This window comes from Buttiauxella cochleicola, assembly GCF_021282435.1.
GTDB classification, from domain to species: domain Bacteria; phylum Pseudomonadota; class Gammaproteobacteria; order Enterobacterales; family Enterobacteriaceae; genus Buttiauxella; species Buttiauxella massiliensis.
Genome location: NZ_JAJSOT010000007.1, coordinates 26,961 through 43,149 on the forward strand (window position 1 = coordinate 26,961; position 16,189 = coordinate 43,149).

The following is a 16,189-nucleotide window of genomic DNA, read 5'->3' on the forward strand; positions in this document are numbered from 1 at the left end:
TGAAATTCCTGGCGGATTTATCTACGCCTGAATAGCATCGTCATCCTGCCAGCAGACCTGGTTTCTGCCTCGTTCTTTAGCGGTATACATCCGCATATCTGCAAGCGACTGGATTTGATCAAGCGTGTACTCAGGATACTCACTGTGCGAAGCCACACCTAGCGATGCGGTAACAGGTAATTTTCGGCCGTCATCCAGAACCAGTGCCGAAGACTCCAACTCCCATTTAACTCTTGTAGCCACCATAATCCCCGCCTTGAGATCGGAGTTAGGCAGATAAATACAGAACTCCTCACCACCAATACGCCCAAGAATATCCTGGCTGCGTATCGCACGCTGAATGCGCTGAGTCGCATGCATCAGCACATTGTCACCGACCTGATGCCCGTAAACATCGTTCACTTTCTTGAAGTGGTCGAGATCTAATTGCACAAGTGTGTAATCTACGTAATCAGGGCTAATTTGTGATGTTTTCTCAAAGAAGCCACGGCGGTTAAGTGCACCGGTCAACTCATCGTGAAGCGCATGATGCTGCATTTCACGCTGCAAGCTCCCCATATTGCGCACCAGGCGGCAAATCACTCGGTGCGATCCCCAGAGGAACAGCACGAATATCCCCCACATCGCGATCAACAGGATACTGAAACGGCCAAAGTCTTCATGTAAACCCTGACTGAGGGTTTGGGTACTGATCAGTACCGAGCGCGTGCCAACAACTCTGCCAAAAGTGATGAATACAGACCCATCGCGCATCGTGCCGCGCGATGAGACTTCAAGCATCTGGCGAATAGTTTGTAGATGCTTAGCAGTGAGTTGAAATTGATTGGCCGACCCTACGGTACCGGTGAGTGGAATTAGCCGTTCATCAAACAATTGATAAGCACTCTGCGTATCTTCAGGTAATGACGCCGCAAGGAATTTTTGCACTGCATCATTTTCAAACGCTATCCCCAGAAGGCCTATCCATTCGCCACGAAAATCGACAGGAATGGCGGCATTAACCAGAGTGTCATCAGTTTTAGCGATATTCTGCCGTGTCCAGAAAGGTTCTCGCTGTGGATTGAGCAATGGCGAAGCCAGCACGAAACTACCCTGTTCTACATGAGGGTTGTAGCTGCTCACCAATAGCGAGTTCATCTCCTGGGATAGAGAGACAATAAACTCGCCATCACGTGAGATGTAGTACAAATCAGCAGTCAGTTCATTGGCCCCTGTCGCCAACGGGAAAAGACCCTGAATCTTCCGCAATGCGTAGAGTTGCTGGCGGACTTGTAGCGCGTCCTCGCCGTGAAACGCGCTGTCCTCGGTAAGCGTATCGGGCAAAGGCAGCTCGCGGACCCACAATGGTGAATCGCCAACATCGCCTGTAATTTCCGAAGGAACAGTTGCCACACCAGGGAACAACGGATCGTCCATCGCTTCAATAAAAATTCGTTTTAGATAGCGAAGGTTGTCAACTTTGTACTGTGCTTTGCTTTCGATTCTGGCAATTACACTTTCAAGGTGGCTAAGCTGGCTTGTACGGTAGCCATGGCTAAATAGCTGTCCTTGCTGCCAGAATAAAAAAGTAGTCAGCGCAAAAACAAAAATAAAAACCAGATGGATAACCCGGAGTGTTTTTGCCATTGGCAGGCGAAATCTATTCGCTAAAGAAGTGCTCACAAATCAGCCCTTTGATTATATGCTCGCAACATACTGCTACCTTAATGTATGGACTAAGGCCAGAGGTTCTGGCTTGCCTATCAGATACCCTTGTAAAAACTGTACGCCGAGTTCGCATAACAGCTTGCGCTGTTCTTGCGTTTCAACAAACTCTGCAACAACAATCAATTGCTTCGCTCGAGCCATATCACAAATAGATTTAACAATCAGCGGGTCAAGCGAGTCGGTGGTGATGTCTTTGATGAAGCAACCATCAATCTTAATAATGTCTGCTTGCAGCCTTTTCAACCGCTCGTAGTTAGCATAACCGGTACCAAAATCATCAATGGCAATTTTAAACCCATAATCACGCAGTAACGTAATGTTCTGCATTGAAGTTTCTGACTCTGAAAAAGCCTGTTCCTCGGTGACTTCAATTATCACGCTGCTGGTTGGCACCTGGAATTGCGTGAACAATGAAATAATATTCTGCGCAATATCCTTTTGCATCAACGTCAACGGCATAAGATTTACCGAGAAACGCGACTGCTCGCCCTTCTCAGGGTGAAGATACAAATAATTCACCAGCTTCTTCACCACTAACATATCGAAGCGCGTGCTGAGGTTAAACTCGGCAATAACGGGAATAAACTTATCCGGGGTAATTAATTCATCATCAAAAGTGATACGACTCAGTATTTCGTGATATCCATGCCCCATCTTATTCACAATAGGTTGTGCATAGAGAGTGACAGGCTCTTCTTCATTCAAAGCACGTTTGATTTTTTGCAGTAACAAAACACGCTCTGTCGTTTTGTCAGAGACATATTCAACTCGGGTATTCAAGCTGAGTACGCGTAACGATTCACTCGCCTGATCGGAGAGAAAACTTAATTGCCCTAAAGTGCGGTGTAATTCTTCAAGGCTGTTGTCGATAACGCTATAGGATGCGCCGTACTCAATTTCCAGCATGGTGTTATGCCATGTTATTTTTTTGCTATTGAGTAAATCAACAATATGTTCGAGTCGCGCATCGGTATGTTGTCCACGGAGGAAAATTAATAATTCGCTTCCGGGCAACTGAAATACTTGTTCACCTTCATGCAGGAAAGGCGTTATCTGACTGGTAACTATACGCTTACAATGAATTCGCATCATCATGCCGTAATGGCGGCTTAAAAATTCCAGGTTCGACATCCTTAGGCAGCAAAGCGTCCCTTCCGGGTAACATTGCACATGATGTTCCAGGGCACGTAAATTTGGTAATTGTGTTAATGGGTCGGTTAATGCCTGCGAATGATAAATGCGTTTCATCCATTCGTTTTTCTTAAACATCATCGTCATATACAACATACAGACGGAAAAAGAGATGAAAACAGAAAGAATGAATGACAGGGCAAATTCTGTATTAACCCCGTAAAGGAAACCATCGTTATATGTCAGTAGTAGCCATACGGATATAGCCCATAACAGCCCCATTAAACGCGGGCCAAAATGGCGGATACCCAGCGTAAATAGCACAAAGATAGCGGGCACAAGGTAGCCTGAAACCTGCAACAAGCCCCACGATGAGCACAACACCACCAGCAGAGTTATCAGGCATAACAACCAGGTGAAAGAATAAAAACGACGTGGGCCAACGAAATCACGCATCACGCAACGACGCCAGAAGGCTCGGACGTAATTTGGATTCAGGATCATTCTAAGCGGATAGTAAAACAGGAAAGTGAATATCAGCGAGGCGGCAATTAAATTTTGAAAATCCACCACCATAAACATGAGTGAATTGTCACCAAAGTACGCAGCCAATGCTTCTGGAAATTGAATATAGTGCCCCGCCAGATACATCAATAATTTAGTGCTGAAAGGTGCGACAAACCCTAGCCAGAATATCCGAGTCCCCATTCCTTTATCGGTCAAAGCATAGCGCCATCTCGACCCAAGGTAATGACGAGCAATTATACTACAAACTATTATTGGAAATATCAGGCAAAAAACAAACGACGCTAACGCCACAAATGACAGATGAAGTACGCATGAGAATGTCACTACTGATGAAATTATTAGAGGAATAATCGCAGCTCGGCCATAGATAAACACCATGGCTATCAACAAACCCATTGGAAGATATGCGAGATAAACCTGAGCACCATCAATTGTCGTTAACGGTGAAATGTAGCGAGAAAAAGGGACGAGAAAGAGAGATAAAACCAGTGCTGTAACGAATTTCTTGATAGATTTTTGAAAAATCATAAGCCCTGGTCTGAGTATTCTGTAATGGCTTTGCAGCATTATTCGGTGATAAATAATACGTTTATTTGTTGCGCAAATCAAGTTTGCGAATTATTGCAGGTGATTAAATTTATTAGTTTTTTATACAAACCAACAAAGAGAAATAATTTGATATATTCATATTGAGAATACATCGTATTTATATATTCACTGAATTGAGGAAAGTCGTGCTCAAATCACTATTTTGTGACGTTATTCTGGCGCAGAAACGAAAAAACCCCCGCCATTAGGCGAGGGTTTCATATTTTGGTGGAGCTAAGCGGGATCGAACCGCTGACCTCTTGCATGCCATGCAAGCGCTCTCCCAGCTGAGCTATAGCCCCACGAATGGGTTTGGTTTAAACGATTCAAATCTTGCTGGTAAAGATTTGGTGGAGCTAAGCGGGATCGAACCGCTGACCTCTTGCATGCCATGCAAGCGCTCTCCCAGCTGAGCTATAGCCCCGTACCGTGAAACCGTGTCGTATCGACGGGCGGCATCATATGAAACCCATTCGAGAGTGTCAACGTCAAATTCAGCTTCGGCGATTAATCGCCGAAAAAGCAAACAATACAAGTAAAAGCAGAGGCATCTCGTCTTCCTGTAGTTAATCCTGTCACAGTTTCCAGTAAAATGATCCCATAAAATGAACCACTAATAACCCCTTTGGATTTAAGGAAAAACTGTGCTCAAGGAACGTATGACCCCGGAAGAGCTGGCGATGATTACTGGTTATAGTCGCCAAACAATCAACAAATGGGTACGTAAAGAAAGCTGGCTCACCACTCAAAAACCCGGTGTTCAGGGAGGTAAAGCTCGCCTGATTCATGTGGATGAACGTGTACGCGATTTTATTAATAGTGCAAAACGCGTTTCAGAGAAACTCAGCAGTTACCACGTTAATGACACTTCACTGGAAGGGCTTTTGCTCAATTCGATGAAACAGATGTCAATCTCGGAACAAGAAAAAATGTCTGCATTGATTCTGCGAGAAGGCATTGCTGGGGTGTTAAAGCGTTTAGGTATTCGTGATGAGTAAAACGAGTATCAAAAAGCCGGCATAAGCCGGCTTTTTAGTCACAACACTTTATAACGTCAGGCGTTACTGTTGTGCTTCGCGCGTAGCAATGAATTCCAGAGCCTGATTAATACGAGCAATCGAACGTTGTTTACCAATCGCGTGAACAGTGACATCAAGACCAGGTGACTGCCCTGCCCCTGTAACAGCAACACGCAGCGGCATACCAACTTTACCCATGCCTACTTCCAATTCATCAGCGGTTGCCTGAATTGCATTATGCACATTCTCTGCAGTCCAGTCGGTCAATGCTGCCAGTTTGTCGCGCACAACTTCCAGCGGCTGACGAGCAACCGGACGAAGGTGTTTCTTCGCAGCATCTGCGTCAAACTCACTGAAGTCTTCATAGAAGTAGCGGCAAGTTTCAGCCATCTCTTTCAGAGTTTTGCAGCGGTCGCCAAGCAATTTAACCAACTCAGCCAGTTGTGGGCCGTTGCGAGTATCAATGTTTTGCTGCTCGATGTGCCATTGCAGATGGGTCGCAACATATTCAGGAGCAAGGTGGTTAATGTAGTGGTGGTTCAGCCACTGCAATTTTTCAGTATTGAATGCACTGGCCGATTTGCTAACGGAGTCCAGTGTGAACAATTTGATCATCTCTTCACGAGTGAAGATTTCCTGATCGCCATGAGACCAGCCCAAACGCACCAGGTAGTTGAGCAGCGCTTCTGGCAGATAGCCGTCATCGCGATACTGCATGACACTCACTGCGCCATGACGTTTGGACAGTTTTTTACCGTCGTCGCCATTAATCATAGAAACGTGCGCATAAACCGGTACTGGCGCATTCAACGCTTTCAGGATGTTGATCTGACGCGGAGTGTTGTTGATATGGTCTTCGCCACGAACCACGTGGGTGATTTCCATATCCCAGTCATCCACTACAACACAGAAGTTGTAGGTTGGGGATCCATCGGTACGGCGAATGATCAGATCATCCAACTCCTGGTTGCTAAATTCGATTGGGCCACGGATCTGGTCATCAAAAATAACAGAACCTTCTTGCGGGTTGGCAAAACGCACAACACATGGTTCATCAGCAGTATGATGCTCATGGCCATGGCGGCAGCGACCGTCATAACGTGGCTTGTCGCCGTTCGCCATTTGTTCTTCACGCAATGCCTCAAGGCGTTCTTTAGAGCAGTAGCATTTGTACGCTGTACCAGCTTCCAACATCTCGTCGATAACCGCGTTATAGCGGTCAAAGCGCTTGGTCTGATAATACGGACCTTCATCCCACTCAAGGCTCAGCCAGTTCATGCCATCCATAATAGCTTCTATAGCTTCTGGAGTTGAACGCTCAAGGTCGGTGTCTTCTATACGTAGCACGAACTCACCGTCGTGGTTACGAGCAAAAAGCCATGAATAGAGAGCAGTACGAGCACCACCAACGTGCAAATAGCCTGTTGGGCTTGGCGCGAAGCGAGTTTTGATTTTCATTAAACGGCCTTAATTACGCAAAAGTACCGGGGAACCGGCAAATGCCAGGGAATATAGAGTGGGCAACATTCTACCACTGTGTACTGATTCCTCAATGTTGATACCCTTTCTTGTCTTCAATCCACATATTCTGATGACAAATCAATCACCAATGTGCAATTCGCGATCGCATTGTTTATTTTTACGACGAACGAACAAAATCTTTAGAAAAGGCGTTGACTCATTTTCAACTCTCCCTATAATGCGACTCCACACAGCGGGGGTGATTAGCTCAGTTGGTAGAGCACCTCCTTTACACGGAGGGGGTCGGCGGTTCGAGCCCGTCATCACCCACCATTCATTAGTGAGTGATTCCGCAGTGTAGCAAGAGATAAAATTTGGGTGATTAGCTCAGTTGGTAGAGCACCTCCTTTACACGGAGGGGGTCGGCGGTTCGAGCCCGTCATCACCCACCATTATCTACTCTTGCAATAGAAGTACCGAAGTTTGGGTGATTAGCTCAGTTGGTAGAGCACCTCCTTTACACGGAGGGGGTCGGCGGTTCGAGCCCGTCATCACCCACCATTCGGGGCGTTAGCTCAGTTGGTAGAGCAGTTGACTTTTAATCAATTGGTCGCAGGTTCGAATCCTGCACGCCCCACCAAATTTAGACAAAAGCGCCTTCGGGGCGCTTTTGTTGTTTCTAAGGCTCGATCTTTTTCGTGCTGGGTTCGAACCTGCAGCAGGTTCGACAAAATCGTCGGGAACGATTTTGCATCACCGCTTGCGGTGACCCGCAGGGCGAGTCTCAGGATGAGACGAGTGATATCCTGCACGCCCCACCAATGTAGAAAGGCGCCCTAAAGGCGCCTTTTTGCTATGTGCGATTCAGCAGAATTTTGCACGTATTCCCCATACAAAACTCTACTCGTCTTCCCCAGCCAATCAATACTGAAATTGTATCAATCGCACCGAATACAATATTGGTGTTTCCCATTCTTCCCTCGCAATATGCCATCGGCCGACACACTACTTGTTGTCAGCATCTTTCCGGACGGAAATCTCGGATTTAAGGCACAGGGAAAATAAAAAATGAAAAAACACCTCACCACTACACTCGCTTTATTGTCCTCGTTAATGGCTGTTCCTGCCACTCAAGCCGAATTTAAAGGAGGATTCGCTGACATCGGCTTACATTATCTCGACTGGACATCTCGAACCACGCATCGCACCAGTGAAAAATCCCACAAAGACGATTTCGCGTATCTGGAACTCGAAGGCGGTGCAAACTTTACCTGGGGTGAAATGTATGGCTTCTTCGATCTTGAAAACCCGTTGAATAGCCGCCACGATAAACCGGGTTCAGAACAACGCTATACCTTCAAAAACACTAACCGTATTTATCTGGGCGATACCGGCTTAAACCTTTATCTGCACGTCTATGGCACTTACGGTTACCCTAACGCCAATAATTTCCATGACGTGATGGGACTTTACGGTCTGGGTTATAACTATGCGGCTAATGGCTTCTGGTTTAAACCGTTCATTGCTAAACGCTACACCGACCAGACTTACTACACCGGAAATAACGGTTATGTCGCGGGTTGGGTTGCGGGATATAGTTTCTCGCTTTGGGGCGAGAAGCTGATGCTCACCAACTGGAATGAATATGAATTTGACCGCGCCGACAATTACGCTGCCGGCAACGGTGGCAAAGATGGCATAAACGGTGCTGTCGCTTTGTGGTGGACACCCATTCCGAGCATTACCACAGGCATACAATATCGTTATGCCGACAACAAACTGGGCGAAAGCTTCCTGCAAGACGGGTTTATCTATTCGGTAAAATATAACTTCTGATGAATACAGCCATGCCACAAATGGTAGGTTCAGCCCAATTCACTCAAGATTATTCCTTGCTTAGCCGATAACCTTTTATCGGCTCCTTTGAGGGAATTATTATGAGCAACACCATAACAACGTCCACGCCTTCGCTGCAAACTACTGCGAACACTTCTTCATCAAACTCGGGTAACGACCTAGCGTCACAAATCAGCCGTATCACCCAGCAAATCACTAAACTCACTCAGCAAGCGAAAGATATTGCCAATGGCAGCGGCACAACAGAAGAAAAGCAGAAGCAACAAGAGCTCATTCAGGCGCAAATTAAAATGTTACAGGCGCAACTGGCGCAACTCCAGCGTGAGCAAGCTGAACAGGCACAGCAAAAACAGGAACAGCAACAATCCCGAGTAGAAGGTGTGAATAAACCGTCCGAAGAACACCAGATTGATATCTACGTCTAGTCTTTATTAAACAGTGGGTTGCTCAGGCGAGCAGTGGCTAACTGCTGCGCCTGTTGACGAACAACCTGCCAGATAGCCTCAGCAGCACGAGAAAGCGAGCGATTTTTCCGCCGCACCAACATTAATTGCCGATCGACAACGGGAACCAGAGGTCTGACAACCAGAGGGCGCTCTTTAGGTAACGGCAATGCCAGTGCCGGAAGAACGCTAATGCCAATTCCCGCCTCGACCATTGGAAACAGTGTTGCAGGGTGGCCAATCTGCTGAACTATATTCGCCTCAATTCCCTGACGCATTAACGCATCATCGATCAACGGGCGGCTACCTGATGCGTAATCCTGTAGCACCAGGTTTTGACCTTGTAATGCCTGCCACGAAACACGTGACTGAGCGGCAAACTGATGGTCATTACGGCAAAGCAATAAAAACGGCTCGGAAAGCACGACTTCACAATCCAGATCGTTGGCCTGGATAGGGTCGATAACCATGCCGAAATCGACTTCTCCCTGGCGAATGCTTTGCAGCACCCACTGTTGCGGGCGATCATGAAGCACAAAGCGGATCGCGGGAAACTCAAGCGCCGCCGCTGCGATAGATTGCGGCATTAAGTGGGCAGAGATAGTCTGGCTCGCAGCGACACGCACAATTCCGCTTAGTTGATGGCCAACGCTACGTGTATCCAAAAGTGTGCTGGTCAGCTCTTCCAGAAGCCGTTCGAGCCTGGATGCCAGTTGCTGGCCTGCTTCCGTCAACACCACTTCGCGCGTGGTGCGATCCAAAAGCTTCACACCGATTTCGCTCTCAAGCTCTTTTACGCTGTGGCTTACCGCCGACTGGCTCAAGCCAATTTGCTCCCCTGCCCGGCTAAAACTCCCGGCATGAGCTACGGCGACAAACACTTTTAACTGACGCAGTGAATAATTCATCTATTTAATTCATTAATGCATTCAATAAATCAATTTTATTTCTAAAACTAATGAAAGCACAATAGCTCTACAACAGTTTGAGGAATGATGATGAAACTCTTTCGCGTACTCGACCCCTTCACGCTGACGCTAATTGTGACCGTATTACTGGCGTCTTTCTTCCCCGCACAAGGCAGCTTTGTTGGCTTCTTTGAAGGGCTAACGACCGCCGCAATCGCACTTTTATTCTTTATGCACGGCGCAAAACTTTCTCGCGAAGCGATTATTGCTGGCAGCAGCCACTGGCGTTTGCACCTGTGGGTCATGTGCAGCACATTCGTGCTATTCCCTGTGCTGGGTGTATTGTTCGCCTGGTGGGCACCGGTCAATGTCAGCCCTGAGATCTATACAGGATTCTTGTACCTGTGTATTTTGCCTGCCACGGTGCAGTCCGCTATTGCGTTCACCTCGCTTGCAGGAGGCAACGTGGCCGCTGCCGTGTGCGCCGCATCGGCCTCTAGTCTGCTTGGTATATTCCTGTCGCCACTTTTAGTGGGCATGGTGATGCATGTTCATGGCGCGAGTGGCAGCTTGCAGCAGGTCGGCAGCATTATGATGCAGCTTCTGGTGCCGTTTGTGGCGGGCCATCTTTCTCGCCCGTGGATTGGTAATTGGGTAGCAAAACATAAAAAATGGATTGGTAAAACCGATCAGACTTCCATTCTGCTCGTCATTTACACGGCATTTAGCGAAGCGGTCAGGCATGGAATTTGGCACAAAGTCGGCCTGGGCTCGCTACTGTTTATTGTGGTGGTAAGCCTAGTGTTGCTGGCTATTGTCATCAGCATCAACATGTTTGTGGCAAGGCGTCTGGGCTTTAGCAAAGCTGATGAAATTACCATTGTGTTCTGCGGTTCGAAGAAGAGTTTGGCGAATGGGATTCCGATGGCAAATATCTTATTCCCGGTCGCAACCGTCGGGATGATGGTGCTGCCGCTTATGATCTTCCACCAGTTGCAATTGATGATATGCGCGGTGCTAGCCCGCCGTTATCAGAAAGAGACGCAGGTGGCAGCCAAAACCGCCACCGATAACACTTAGTTAATGCCGTTTGAGGGGCTTCACCAGCCCCTCCAACCCTTCGGTCTTAATCAGCAATGTAAGCCTCATCAGCTCACCAAGATGCCCTTGAGGAAATTCATCTTTACGCGCAAACCACAGCAAGTACTCTTCCGGTACGTCAATCAATACACGACCTTTATACTTGCCGAACGGCATTACTGTATTGGCTATCTCAATAAGCTGCTCTTTATCCATCTCATTCACCTAACAAGCGAATCATTTCAGCTTCATCAATCACGTCGATACCCAATTCCTGTGCTTTGACAAGCTTAGAACCAGCCGCCTCGCCCGCAATCACCAGGTCAGTTTTCTTCGATACACTGCCCGCAACTTTCGCGCCTAATGCGACCAGGCGTGCTTTGGCATCGTCACGCGACATCATGCTCAGTGAACCTGTGAGTACCACCGTTTTGCCGGCGAATGGGCTGTCGATCTCCTCTGCTTTAATAATCACCGGTGCAGGCCAGTGAATGCCCGCTTCTTCCGTCAACTGGCGAATCACTTCACGGTTGCTCTCTTCAGCGAAGAAGTTGAACGTATGAGTGGCGACAACAATTCCCACGTCAGGCACTTTTTGCAGCTCTTCGATGCTTGCCGCAATCAGCGCATCCAGCGTACCAAAGTGCGCGGCTAAACCGGCTGCTGTCGCTTCTCCCACTTCGCGAATGCCAAGTGCATAGAGGAAGCGTGCAAACGTTGTCTCTTTAGCTTTCTCAAGCGCATCAACTACGTTTTGAGCAGACTTAGGGCCCATACGGTCAAGCCCGGTAAGTTTACCGGCAGTCAGGCGGAAAAGATCCGCAGGAGTATGAACATATGCTTTTTCAACCAGTTGGTCGATTATCTTATCGCCCATGCCATCGACATCCAGCGCGCGACGAGAGACAAAATGCTTAAGCGCTTCTTTACGCTGTGCACCACAAATCAGGCCGCCGGTACAACGCGCAACCGCTTCGCCTTCAACACGTTCAACGTCAGAGCCACATACCGGACAATGAGTTGGGAAGACAATCTCACAGGTATTCTCCGGACGTTCGGACTCAACCACACCTACGACTTGCGGGATTACATCGCCCGCGCGGCGAATAACCACGCGATCGCCAATTCTTAAACCCAGGCGCTCAATTTCATCAGCATTATGCAATGTGGCATTGCTGACCAGCACACCTGCAACCTGAACCGGCTCCAGACGAGCTACAGGGGTAATAGCACCCGTGCGCCCAACCTGGAACTCAACGTCACGAACAAAAGTCATCTGCTCTTGAGCTGGGAATTTAAACGCCACCGCCCAACGCGGTGCACGGGCAACAAAGCCCAGAGTTTCTTGCAGCGCGAGCGAGTCAACTTTGATAACCACACCGTCGATATCAAAACCTAATTTCGGGCGATCGGCTTCGACCTGGTGATAAAAGGCCAGCACTTCTTCTGGTGTGTTGCACAGACGAATGCGGTCGCTCACCGGCAGCCCCCACTCTTTAAACTGCTGCAAACGTGCATGATGGCTGGCTGGCAATTCACCGCCTTCAAGTAAACCAACGCCGTAGCAGAAGAAGGTTAGCGGGCGTTTTGCGGTAATACGTGGATCAAGTTGACGCAAAGATCCGGCTGCTGCATTACGAGGGTTAGCAAAGATTTTACCGCCTGTACGGCGCGCCTCTTCGTTAATCTTTTCAAAACCAGCCTGCGGCAAGAACACTTCACCACGAACTTCCAGGCGGCGGGGGATATTCTCGCCTCGCAGTTTCAGAGGGATAGAACGAATAGTTCGCACGTTGGCAGTGATATTTTCGCCCGTCGTACCATCGCCACGAGTGGCGGCGCGAACCAGCACTCCATCTTCGTAAAGCAGGCTCACCGCGAGGCCATCTAGTTTCAACTCGCAGCAAAAAGTAATGGCTTCTGCGCTTTTTAAGCGGTCCTGGACTCGCTTGTTAAACGCCAGGTAGCTCGCTTCATCAAAGGCGTTATCGAGCGACAACATCGGTACTTCATGACGAACCTGGGTAAATTCGCTTAAAGGTGCAGCACCTACGCGCTGTGTCGGTGAATCAGGGGTGATGAGTTCAGGATGCGCGCCTTCCAGAGAACGCAATTCAGCCATCAGGCGATCATACTCCGCATCCGGGACTTCTGGAGTATCAAGCACATGATAGAGATATTCATGATGGCGAAGCGTGGTTCGCAGTTGAGTGATTTTTTGTTCGATTGTGTCCATATCGCACCATCAATATAAAAAACCCCCGGAATCCGAGGGTTCAAAGAAAAACATGTTCAGAGCGCGTATCAATGGCTGATGTTAGCTTCAACCACTTCGCGGATACGGTCCTGGTACTCACGCATTTTTTGCGGTGTCATCATACGACGTTGGTCATCCAGCACCACACCACCGACTTCATCGGCAATGTGCTGAGCAGACTGCAGCATCAACTTAAAGTTTTGCGTTGGGTCGCCATATGACGGTACCTGCATGAAAATTGTCACGCCAGGCGTTGCAAAATTCGTCATGCTTTCTGGGTCAAATGAACCAGGCTTAACCATATTAGCAAGACTAAAGAGAACCGGGCCGCTGCCATCAGGGCTGAGATGACGGTGGAAAATGTTCATTTCGCCAAAGATAAAGCCCGCTTGCTGAATACTGTTTAACAGCACATCGCCGTTAATCATGCTGCCAGCATGAGCCGAAACGTTCAGCACAATCACCGTCTCTTTACGACGTGCCGGAGGTTCCGGTGTCGGAGCAGGTTGTACCGCAACTGGCTCAGGCGCAGGTTCAGAATGCTGCACCGGTTGGACCGGCGCTTGCGGTACCACTGGCTGAGGCGGTTGAACAGGCTGTTGTACCGGTTGATGGACAGCAGGTTGCTGTGGCGCTGGCTGATGTGCAGGCGCAACAGGAACTTCCTGACGTGGAATAACCGGTTCAGGCTGACGCACTGGCGCACTCTGACGCGGCTCCGCAGAGGCGTAAGGTGGCTCATACTGATGTTGAGGAGCTTGCGGCTGACGAGGCATTTCTGGCTCGCGAGTCGTTGTTTCTGGCGCAGGATTAACCCGACGCACACGCACCTCACCTACTCCATCATCTTGTTCATCGTCAGCCTCAGCGTCATCCGATTCGTATTCGTCACGCTTAGACTTCAAACGCTTCATTGGACGATCACGAAAAATGGAAGAACGCTCCTTACGACTTGTCCACAGGCCGTGAACCAGTAAGGCTATTATGGCGATCGCGCCAACAATGATTAATATCAGACGCAAATCCTGCATCATTATATTCTCTGTTGTTCTAACACCTTGCCACCACGGCAAACATTTACTCACTAAGAGTATTTGCCCATCTGCTCAAGTGCAAGTCCGCACACTGTTTTCTCAGCATAAAGATGTACCAAAATCGATTTTTCGCTGTTTTTTCGACCATTTCTTAATAAGTTTTTCTCCTGGCACTCAGTTATGATAGCTCTGCACGTCATTGTAATGACCAAAAAGGAGTTCGTTCAGATATGGTTTCAACTTCAGGAGCCGGGCCACGTAGTGGCGTTTATTACTTTTCGCAAGGCTGGAAGCTGGTACATCAGCCTGGAATCAGGCGCTTCGTGCTCTTGCCATTGTTGGTCAATATTTTATTGATGGGTGGAGCATTTTGGTGGTTGTTTACTCGCCTGGATGTTTGGGTTCCCACACTTCTTTCTTACGTTCCAGATTGGTTACAGTGGTTGAGCTATCTCATTTGGCCACTGGCAGTCGTGTCTATCTTGCTGGTATTTGGCTACTTCTTCTCAACCATAGCCAACTGGATTGCTGCCCCCTTTAACGGCTTACTGGCAGAACAGCTCGAAGCTCGTCTGACTGGCGCAACACCACCGGATACCGGCGTGTTAGGTATCATGAAAGATGTTCCACGTATTATGAAACGTGAATGGCAAAAGCTCTCCTGGTATCTACCGCGAGCGCTTGTATTGCTGGTTCTCTACTTTATCCCTGGTATTGGCCAAACCGTCGCGCCAGTTTTATGGTTCTTATTTAGCGCCTGGATGCTGGCTATCCAGTATTGCGATTACCCATTTGATAACCATAAAGTGCCATTTAAAGAAATGCGCATCTCACTGCGTGAGAAGAAAATCATTAACATGCAGTTTGGCTCACTAGTCAGTCTGTTTACGCTTATCCCTTTCCTGAATCTGGTTATCATGCCAGTCGCTGTATGTGGTGCTACCGCCATGTGGGTTGATTGCTATCGCCCTAAACACGCCATGTGGAAGTAAATTTGCAGGAGCGGCTTATGTCGCTCCTTATTCCTTCTGGCTTCTGCTTATTTCCCTTCTACATATAGATATGCGATTTCTTTACTTCCGCATAACTTCTAAGCAGGTATGCTGGAGAGGTTTCCCAAATTTCATACAGTTAAGGACGGGTTATGAGCAAGATCTATGAAGACAACTCTCTGACTATCGGTCATACGCCGCTGGTTCGACTGAACCGCATCGGTAATGGACGCATCCTGGCCAAGGTAGAGTCCCGTAACCCGAGCTTTAGCGTAAAATGCCGTATCGGGGCCAATATGATTTGGGATGCCGAAAAACGCGGTGTGCTGAAGCCCGGTATAGAGTTAGTTGAACCAACCAGTGGTAACACCGGCATTGCACTGGCATATGTCGCCGCAGCACGTGGTTATAAGCTGACGCTGACCATGCCTGAAACCATGAGTATTGAACGCCGTAAGCTGCTCAAAGCACTGGGTGCTAACCTGGTATTGACTGAAGGCGCAAAAGGCATGAAAGGCGCGATTCAGAAAGCAGAAGAAATTGTTGCCAGTAATCCTGAGAAATTCCTGTTACTGCAACAGTTTAGCAATCCAGCAAACCCTGAAATCCATGAAAAAACTACTGGCCCAGAAATCTGGGAAGATACCGATGGTGAAGTGGACGTGTTCATTGCAGGTGTTGGCACCGGTGGTACGTTGACTGGTGTGAGCCGCTATATTAAAAATACCAAGGGCAAAACGGACCTTATCAGTGTGGCCGTTGAGCCAACTGACTCCCCGGTTATTGCTCAGGCATTGGCGGGCGAAGAACTCAAACCTGGTCCGCATAAAATTCAAGGTATCGGTGCTGGTTTTATCCCTGGAAACCTCGATCTGAAACTTATCGACAGAGTCATCGCAATCACTAACGACGAAGCTATTTCTACTGCACGTCGTTTGATGGAAGAAGAAGGTATTCTGGCAGGAATTTCGTCGGGTGCAGCGGTAGCTGCAGCGTTAAAACTTCAGGAAGATGAAGTATTTACCAATAAAAACATTGTGGTTATACTGCCTTCTTCCGGTGAGCGTTACCTGAGTACTGCCCTATTTGCCGATCTTTTCACTGAAAAAGAACTCCAACAGTGATGCCAGGCAGGTAAATCAGTGTAAAAAAGCACCCGAACGGGTGCTTTTTTGTGGCATACG

At 48.2% G+C, this 16,189-nt stretch carries 13 protein-coding genes and 6 tRNA genes; 10 read left to right on the forward strand and 9 right to left on the reverse strand.

Annotation, left to right across the window (positions count from 1 at the left end; genetic code table 11):
* Positions 1–21 precede the first annotated feature (21 nt).
* From LVQ77_RS16220 to LVQ77_RS16235, 4 genes are all read right to left on the reverse strand, one after another.
* Entirely contained in the window at positions 22–1,662 is a 1,641-nt protein-coding gene (locus LVQ77_RS16220; RefSeq protein ID WP_232865910.1) for a diguanylate cyclase, read from the reverse strand.
* Positions 1,663–1,698: 36 nt separating this feature from the next.
* Positions 1,699–3,933 carry an EAL domain-containing protein gene (locus tag LVQ77_RS16225; RefSeq protein WP_370645050.1) on the reverse strand — a complete coding sequence of 745 codons (2,235 nt, stop codon included), beginning with the start codon at positions 3,931–3,933 and terminating at the stop codon, positions 1,699–1,701.
* A 247-nt stretch (positions 3,934–4,180) separates the two neighbouring features.
* A tRNA-Ala gene (locus LVQ77_RS16230) sits at positions 4,181–4,256 on the reverse strand.
* A 46-nt stretch (positions 4,257–4,302) separates the two neighbouring features.
* Positions 4,303–4,378, reverse strand: a tRNA-Ala gene (locus tag LVQ77_RS16235).
* Positions 4,379–4,598: 220 nt separating this feature from the next.
* Between LVQ77_RS16235 and LVQ77_RS16240 the strand changes: the two genes are divergently transcribed.
* Positions 4,599–4,952 carry a YfeC-like transcriptional regulator gene (locus LVQ77_RS16240; protein WP_064512886.1) on the forward strand — a complete coding sequence of 118 codons (354 nt, stop codon included), beginning with the start codon at positions 4,599–4,601 and terminating at the stop codon, positions 4,950–4,952.
* A gap of 63 nt (positions 4,953–5,015) precedes the next feature.
* Here LVQ77_RS16240 and gltX read toward each other — a convergent pair whose 3' ends face one another.
* Positions 5,016–6,431 carry a glutamate--tRNA ligase gene (gltX, locus tag LVQ77_RS16245; protein WP_232865908.1) on the reverse strand — a complete coding sequence of 472 codons (1,416 nt, stop codon included), beginning with the start codon at positions 6,429–6,431 and terminating at the stop codon, positions 5,016–5,018.
* Positions 6,432–6,691: 260 nt separating this feature from the next.
* On the opposite strand from gltX, the gene LVQ77_RS16250 reads away from it, so the two are divergent.
* From LVQ77_RS16250 to LVQ77_RS16275, 6 genes are all read left to right on the forward strand, one after another.
* Positions 6,692–6,767 (forward strand) — tRNA-Val (locus LVQ77_RS16250).
* Positions 6,768–6,810: 43 nt separating this feature from the next.
* Positions 6,811–6,886 (forward strand) — tRNA-Val (locus LVQ77_RS16255).
* A gap of 33 nt (positions 6,887–6,919) precedes the next feature.
* Positions 6,920–6,995, forward strand: a tRNA-Val gene (locus tag LVQ77_RS16260).
* A 3-nt stretch (positions 6,996–6,998) separates the two neighbouring features.
* Positions 6,999–7,074 (forward strand) — tRNA-Lys (locus LVQ77_RS16265).
* 428 nt (positions 7,075–7,502) lie between these two features.
* A complete protein-coding gene (locus tag LVQ77_RS16270) occupies positions 7,503–8,270 on the forward strand; it encodes a nucleoside-specific channel-forming Tsx family protein (RefSeq protein ID WP_232904981.1) in 768 nt (255 codons plus the stop codon).
* Between the two features lie 101 nt (positions 8,271–8,371).
* Positions 8,372–8,716 carry a FlxA-like family protein gene (locus LVQ77_RS16275; RefSeq protein ID WP_232904982.1) on the forward strand — a complete coding sequence of 115 codons (345 nt, stop codon included), beginning with the start codon at positions 8,372–8,374 and terminating at the stop codon, positions 8,714–8,716.
* Here the strand turns inward: LVQ77_RS16275 and LVQ77_RS16280 are convergent.
* Positions 8,713–9,642: a LysR family transcriptional regulator gene (locus tag LVQ77_RS16280; RefSeq protein ID WP_232904983.1), complete on the reverse strand. Its 930-nt coding sequence runs from the start codon at positions 9,640–9,642 to the stop codon at positions 8,713–8,715. The two genes, LVQ77_RS16275 and LVQ77_RS16280, sit on opposite strands and share 4 nt — an antisense overlap.
* A gap of 90 nt (positions 9,643–9,732) precedes the next feature.
* Between LVQ77_RS16280 and LVQ77_RS16285 the strand changes: the two genes are divergently transcribed.
* Positions 9,733–10,722, forward strand: coding sequence for a bile acid:sodium symporter family protein (locus tag LVQ77_RS16285; RefSeq protein ID WP_232865904.1), 990 nt, complete (start codon positions 9,733–9,735; stop codon positions 10,720–10,722).
* On the opposite strand, the gene LVQ77_RS16290 is transcribed toward LVQ77_RS16285, so the two are convergent.
* From LVQ77_RS16290 to zipA, 3 genes are all read right to left on the reverse strand, one after another.
* Positions 10,723–10,938 (reverse strand): DUF3820 family protein, encoded by a 216-nt coding sequence (locus LVQ77_RS16290; protein ID WP_034459012.1) that lies wholly within the window; start codon positions 10,936–10,938, stop codon positions 10,723–10,725.
* Position 10,939: 1 nt separating this feature from the next.
* Positions 10,940–12,958, reverse strand: coding sequence for an NAD-dependent DNA ligase LigA (ligA, locus tag LVQ77_RS16295; RefSeq protein ID WP_232904984.1), 2,019 nt, complete (start codon positions 12,956–12,958; stop codon positions 10,940–10,942).
* Positions 12,959–13,026: 68 nt separating this feature from the next.
* Entirely contained in the window at positions 13,027–14,013 is a 987-nt protein-coding gene (gene zipA, locus LVQ77_RS16300; protein ID WP_232904985.1) for a cell division protein ZipA, read from the reverse strand.
* A 230-nt stretch (positions 14,014–14,243) separates the two neighbouring features.
* On the opposite strand from zipA, the gene cysZ reads away from it, so the two are divergent.
* On the forward strand, positions 14,244–15,005 hold the full coding sequence (gene cysZ / locus LVQ77_RS16305; RefSeq protein WP_232865901.1) for a sulfate transporter CysZ: 762 nt from the start codon (positions 14,244–14,246) through the stop codon (positions 15,003–15,005).
* A gap of 152 nt (positions 15,006–15,157) precedes the next feature.
* Positions 15,158–16,129, forward strand: a complete 972-nt coding sequence (gene cysK, locus LVQ77_RS16310; protein WP_232904986.1) for a cysteine synthase A — start codon at positions 15,158–15,160, stop codon at positions 16,127–16,129.
* The last annotated feature ends 60 nt before the right edge of the window (positions 16,130–16,189 follow it).

Coding starts and splice junctions, on each gene's coding strand:
- ligA (WP_232904984.1), bottom strand. CDS start 12,958: ATGGACACAATCGAACAAAAAATCACTCAACTGCGAACCACGCTTCGC.
- LVQ77_RS16280 (WP_232904983.1), bottom strand. CDS start 9,642: ATGAATTATTCACTGCGTCAGTTAAAAGTGTTTGTCGCCGTAGCTCAT.
- LVQ77_RS16225 (WP_370645050.1), bottom strand. CDS start 3,933: ATGCTGCAAAGCCATTACAGAATACTCAGACCAGGGCTTATGATTTTT.
- gltX (WP_232865908.1), bottom strand. CDS start 6,431: ATGAAAATCAAAACTCGCTTCGCGCCAAGCCCAACAGGCTATTTGCAC.
- LVQ77_RS16285 (WP_232865904.1), top strand. CDS start 9,733: ATGAAACTCTTTCGCGTACTCGACCCCTTCACGCTGACGCTAATTGTG.
- cysZ (WP_232865901.1), top strand. CDS start 14,244: ATGGTTTCAACTTCAGGAGCCGGGCCACGTAGTGGCGTTTATTACTTT.
- LVQ77_RS16270 (WP_232904981.1), top strand. CDS start 7,503: ATGAAAAAACACCTCACCACTACACTCGCTTTATTGTCCTCGTTAATG.
- zipA (WP_232904985.1), bottom strand. CDS start 14,013: ATGATGCAGGATTTGCGTCTGATATTAATCATTGTTGGCGCGATCGCC.
- LVQ77_RS16275 (WP_232904982.1), top strand. CDS start 8,372: ATGAGCAACACCATAACAACGTCCACGCCTTCGCTGCAAACTACTGCG.
- LVQ77_RS16290 (WP_034459012.1), bottom strand. CDS start 10,938: ATGGATAAAGAGCAGCTTATTGAGATAGCCAATACAGTAATGCCGTTC.
- cysK (WP_232904986.1), top strand. CDS start 15,158: ATGAGCAAGATCTATGAAGACAACTCTCTGACTATCGGTCATACGCCG.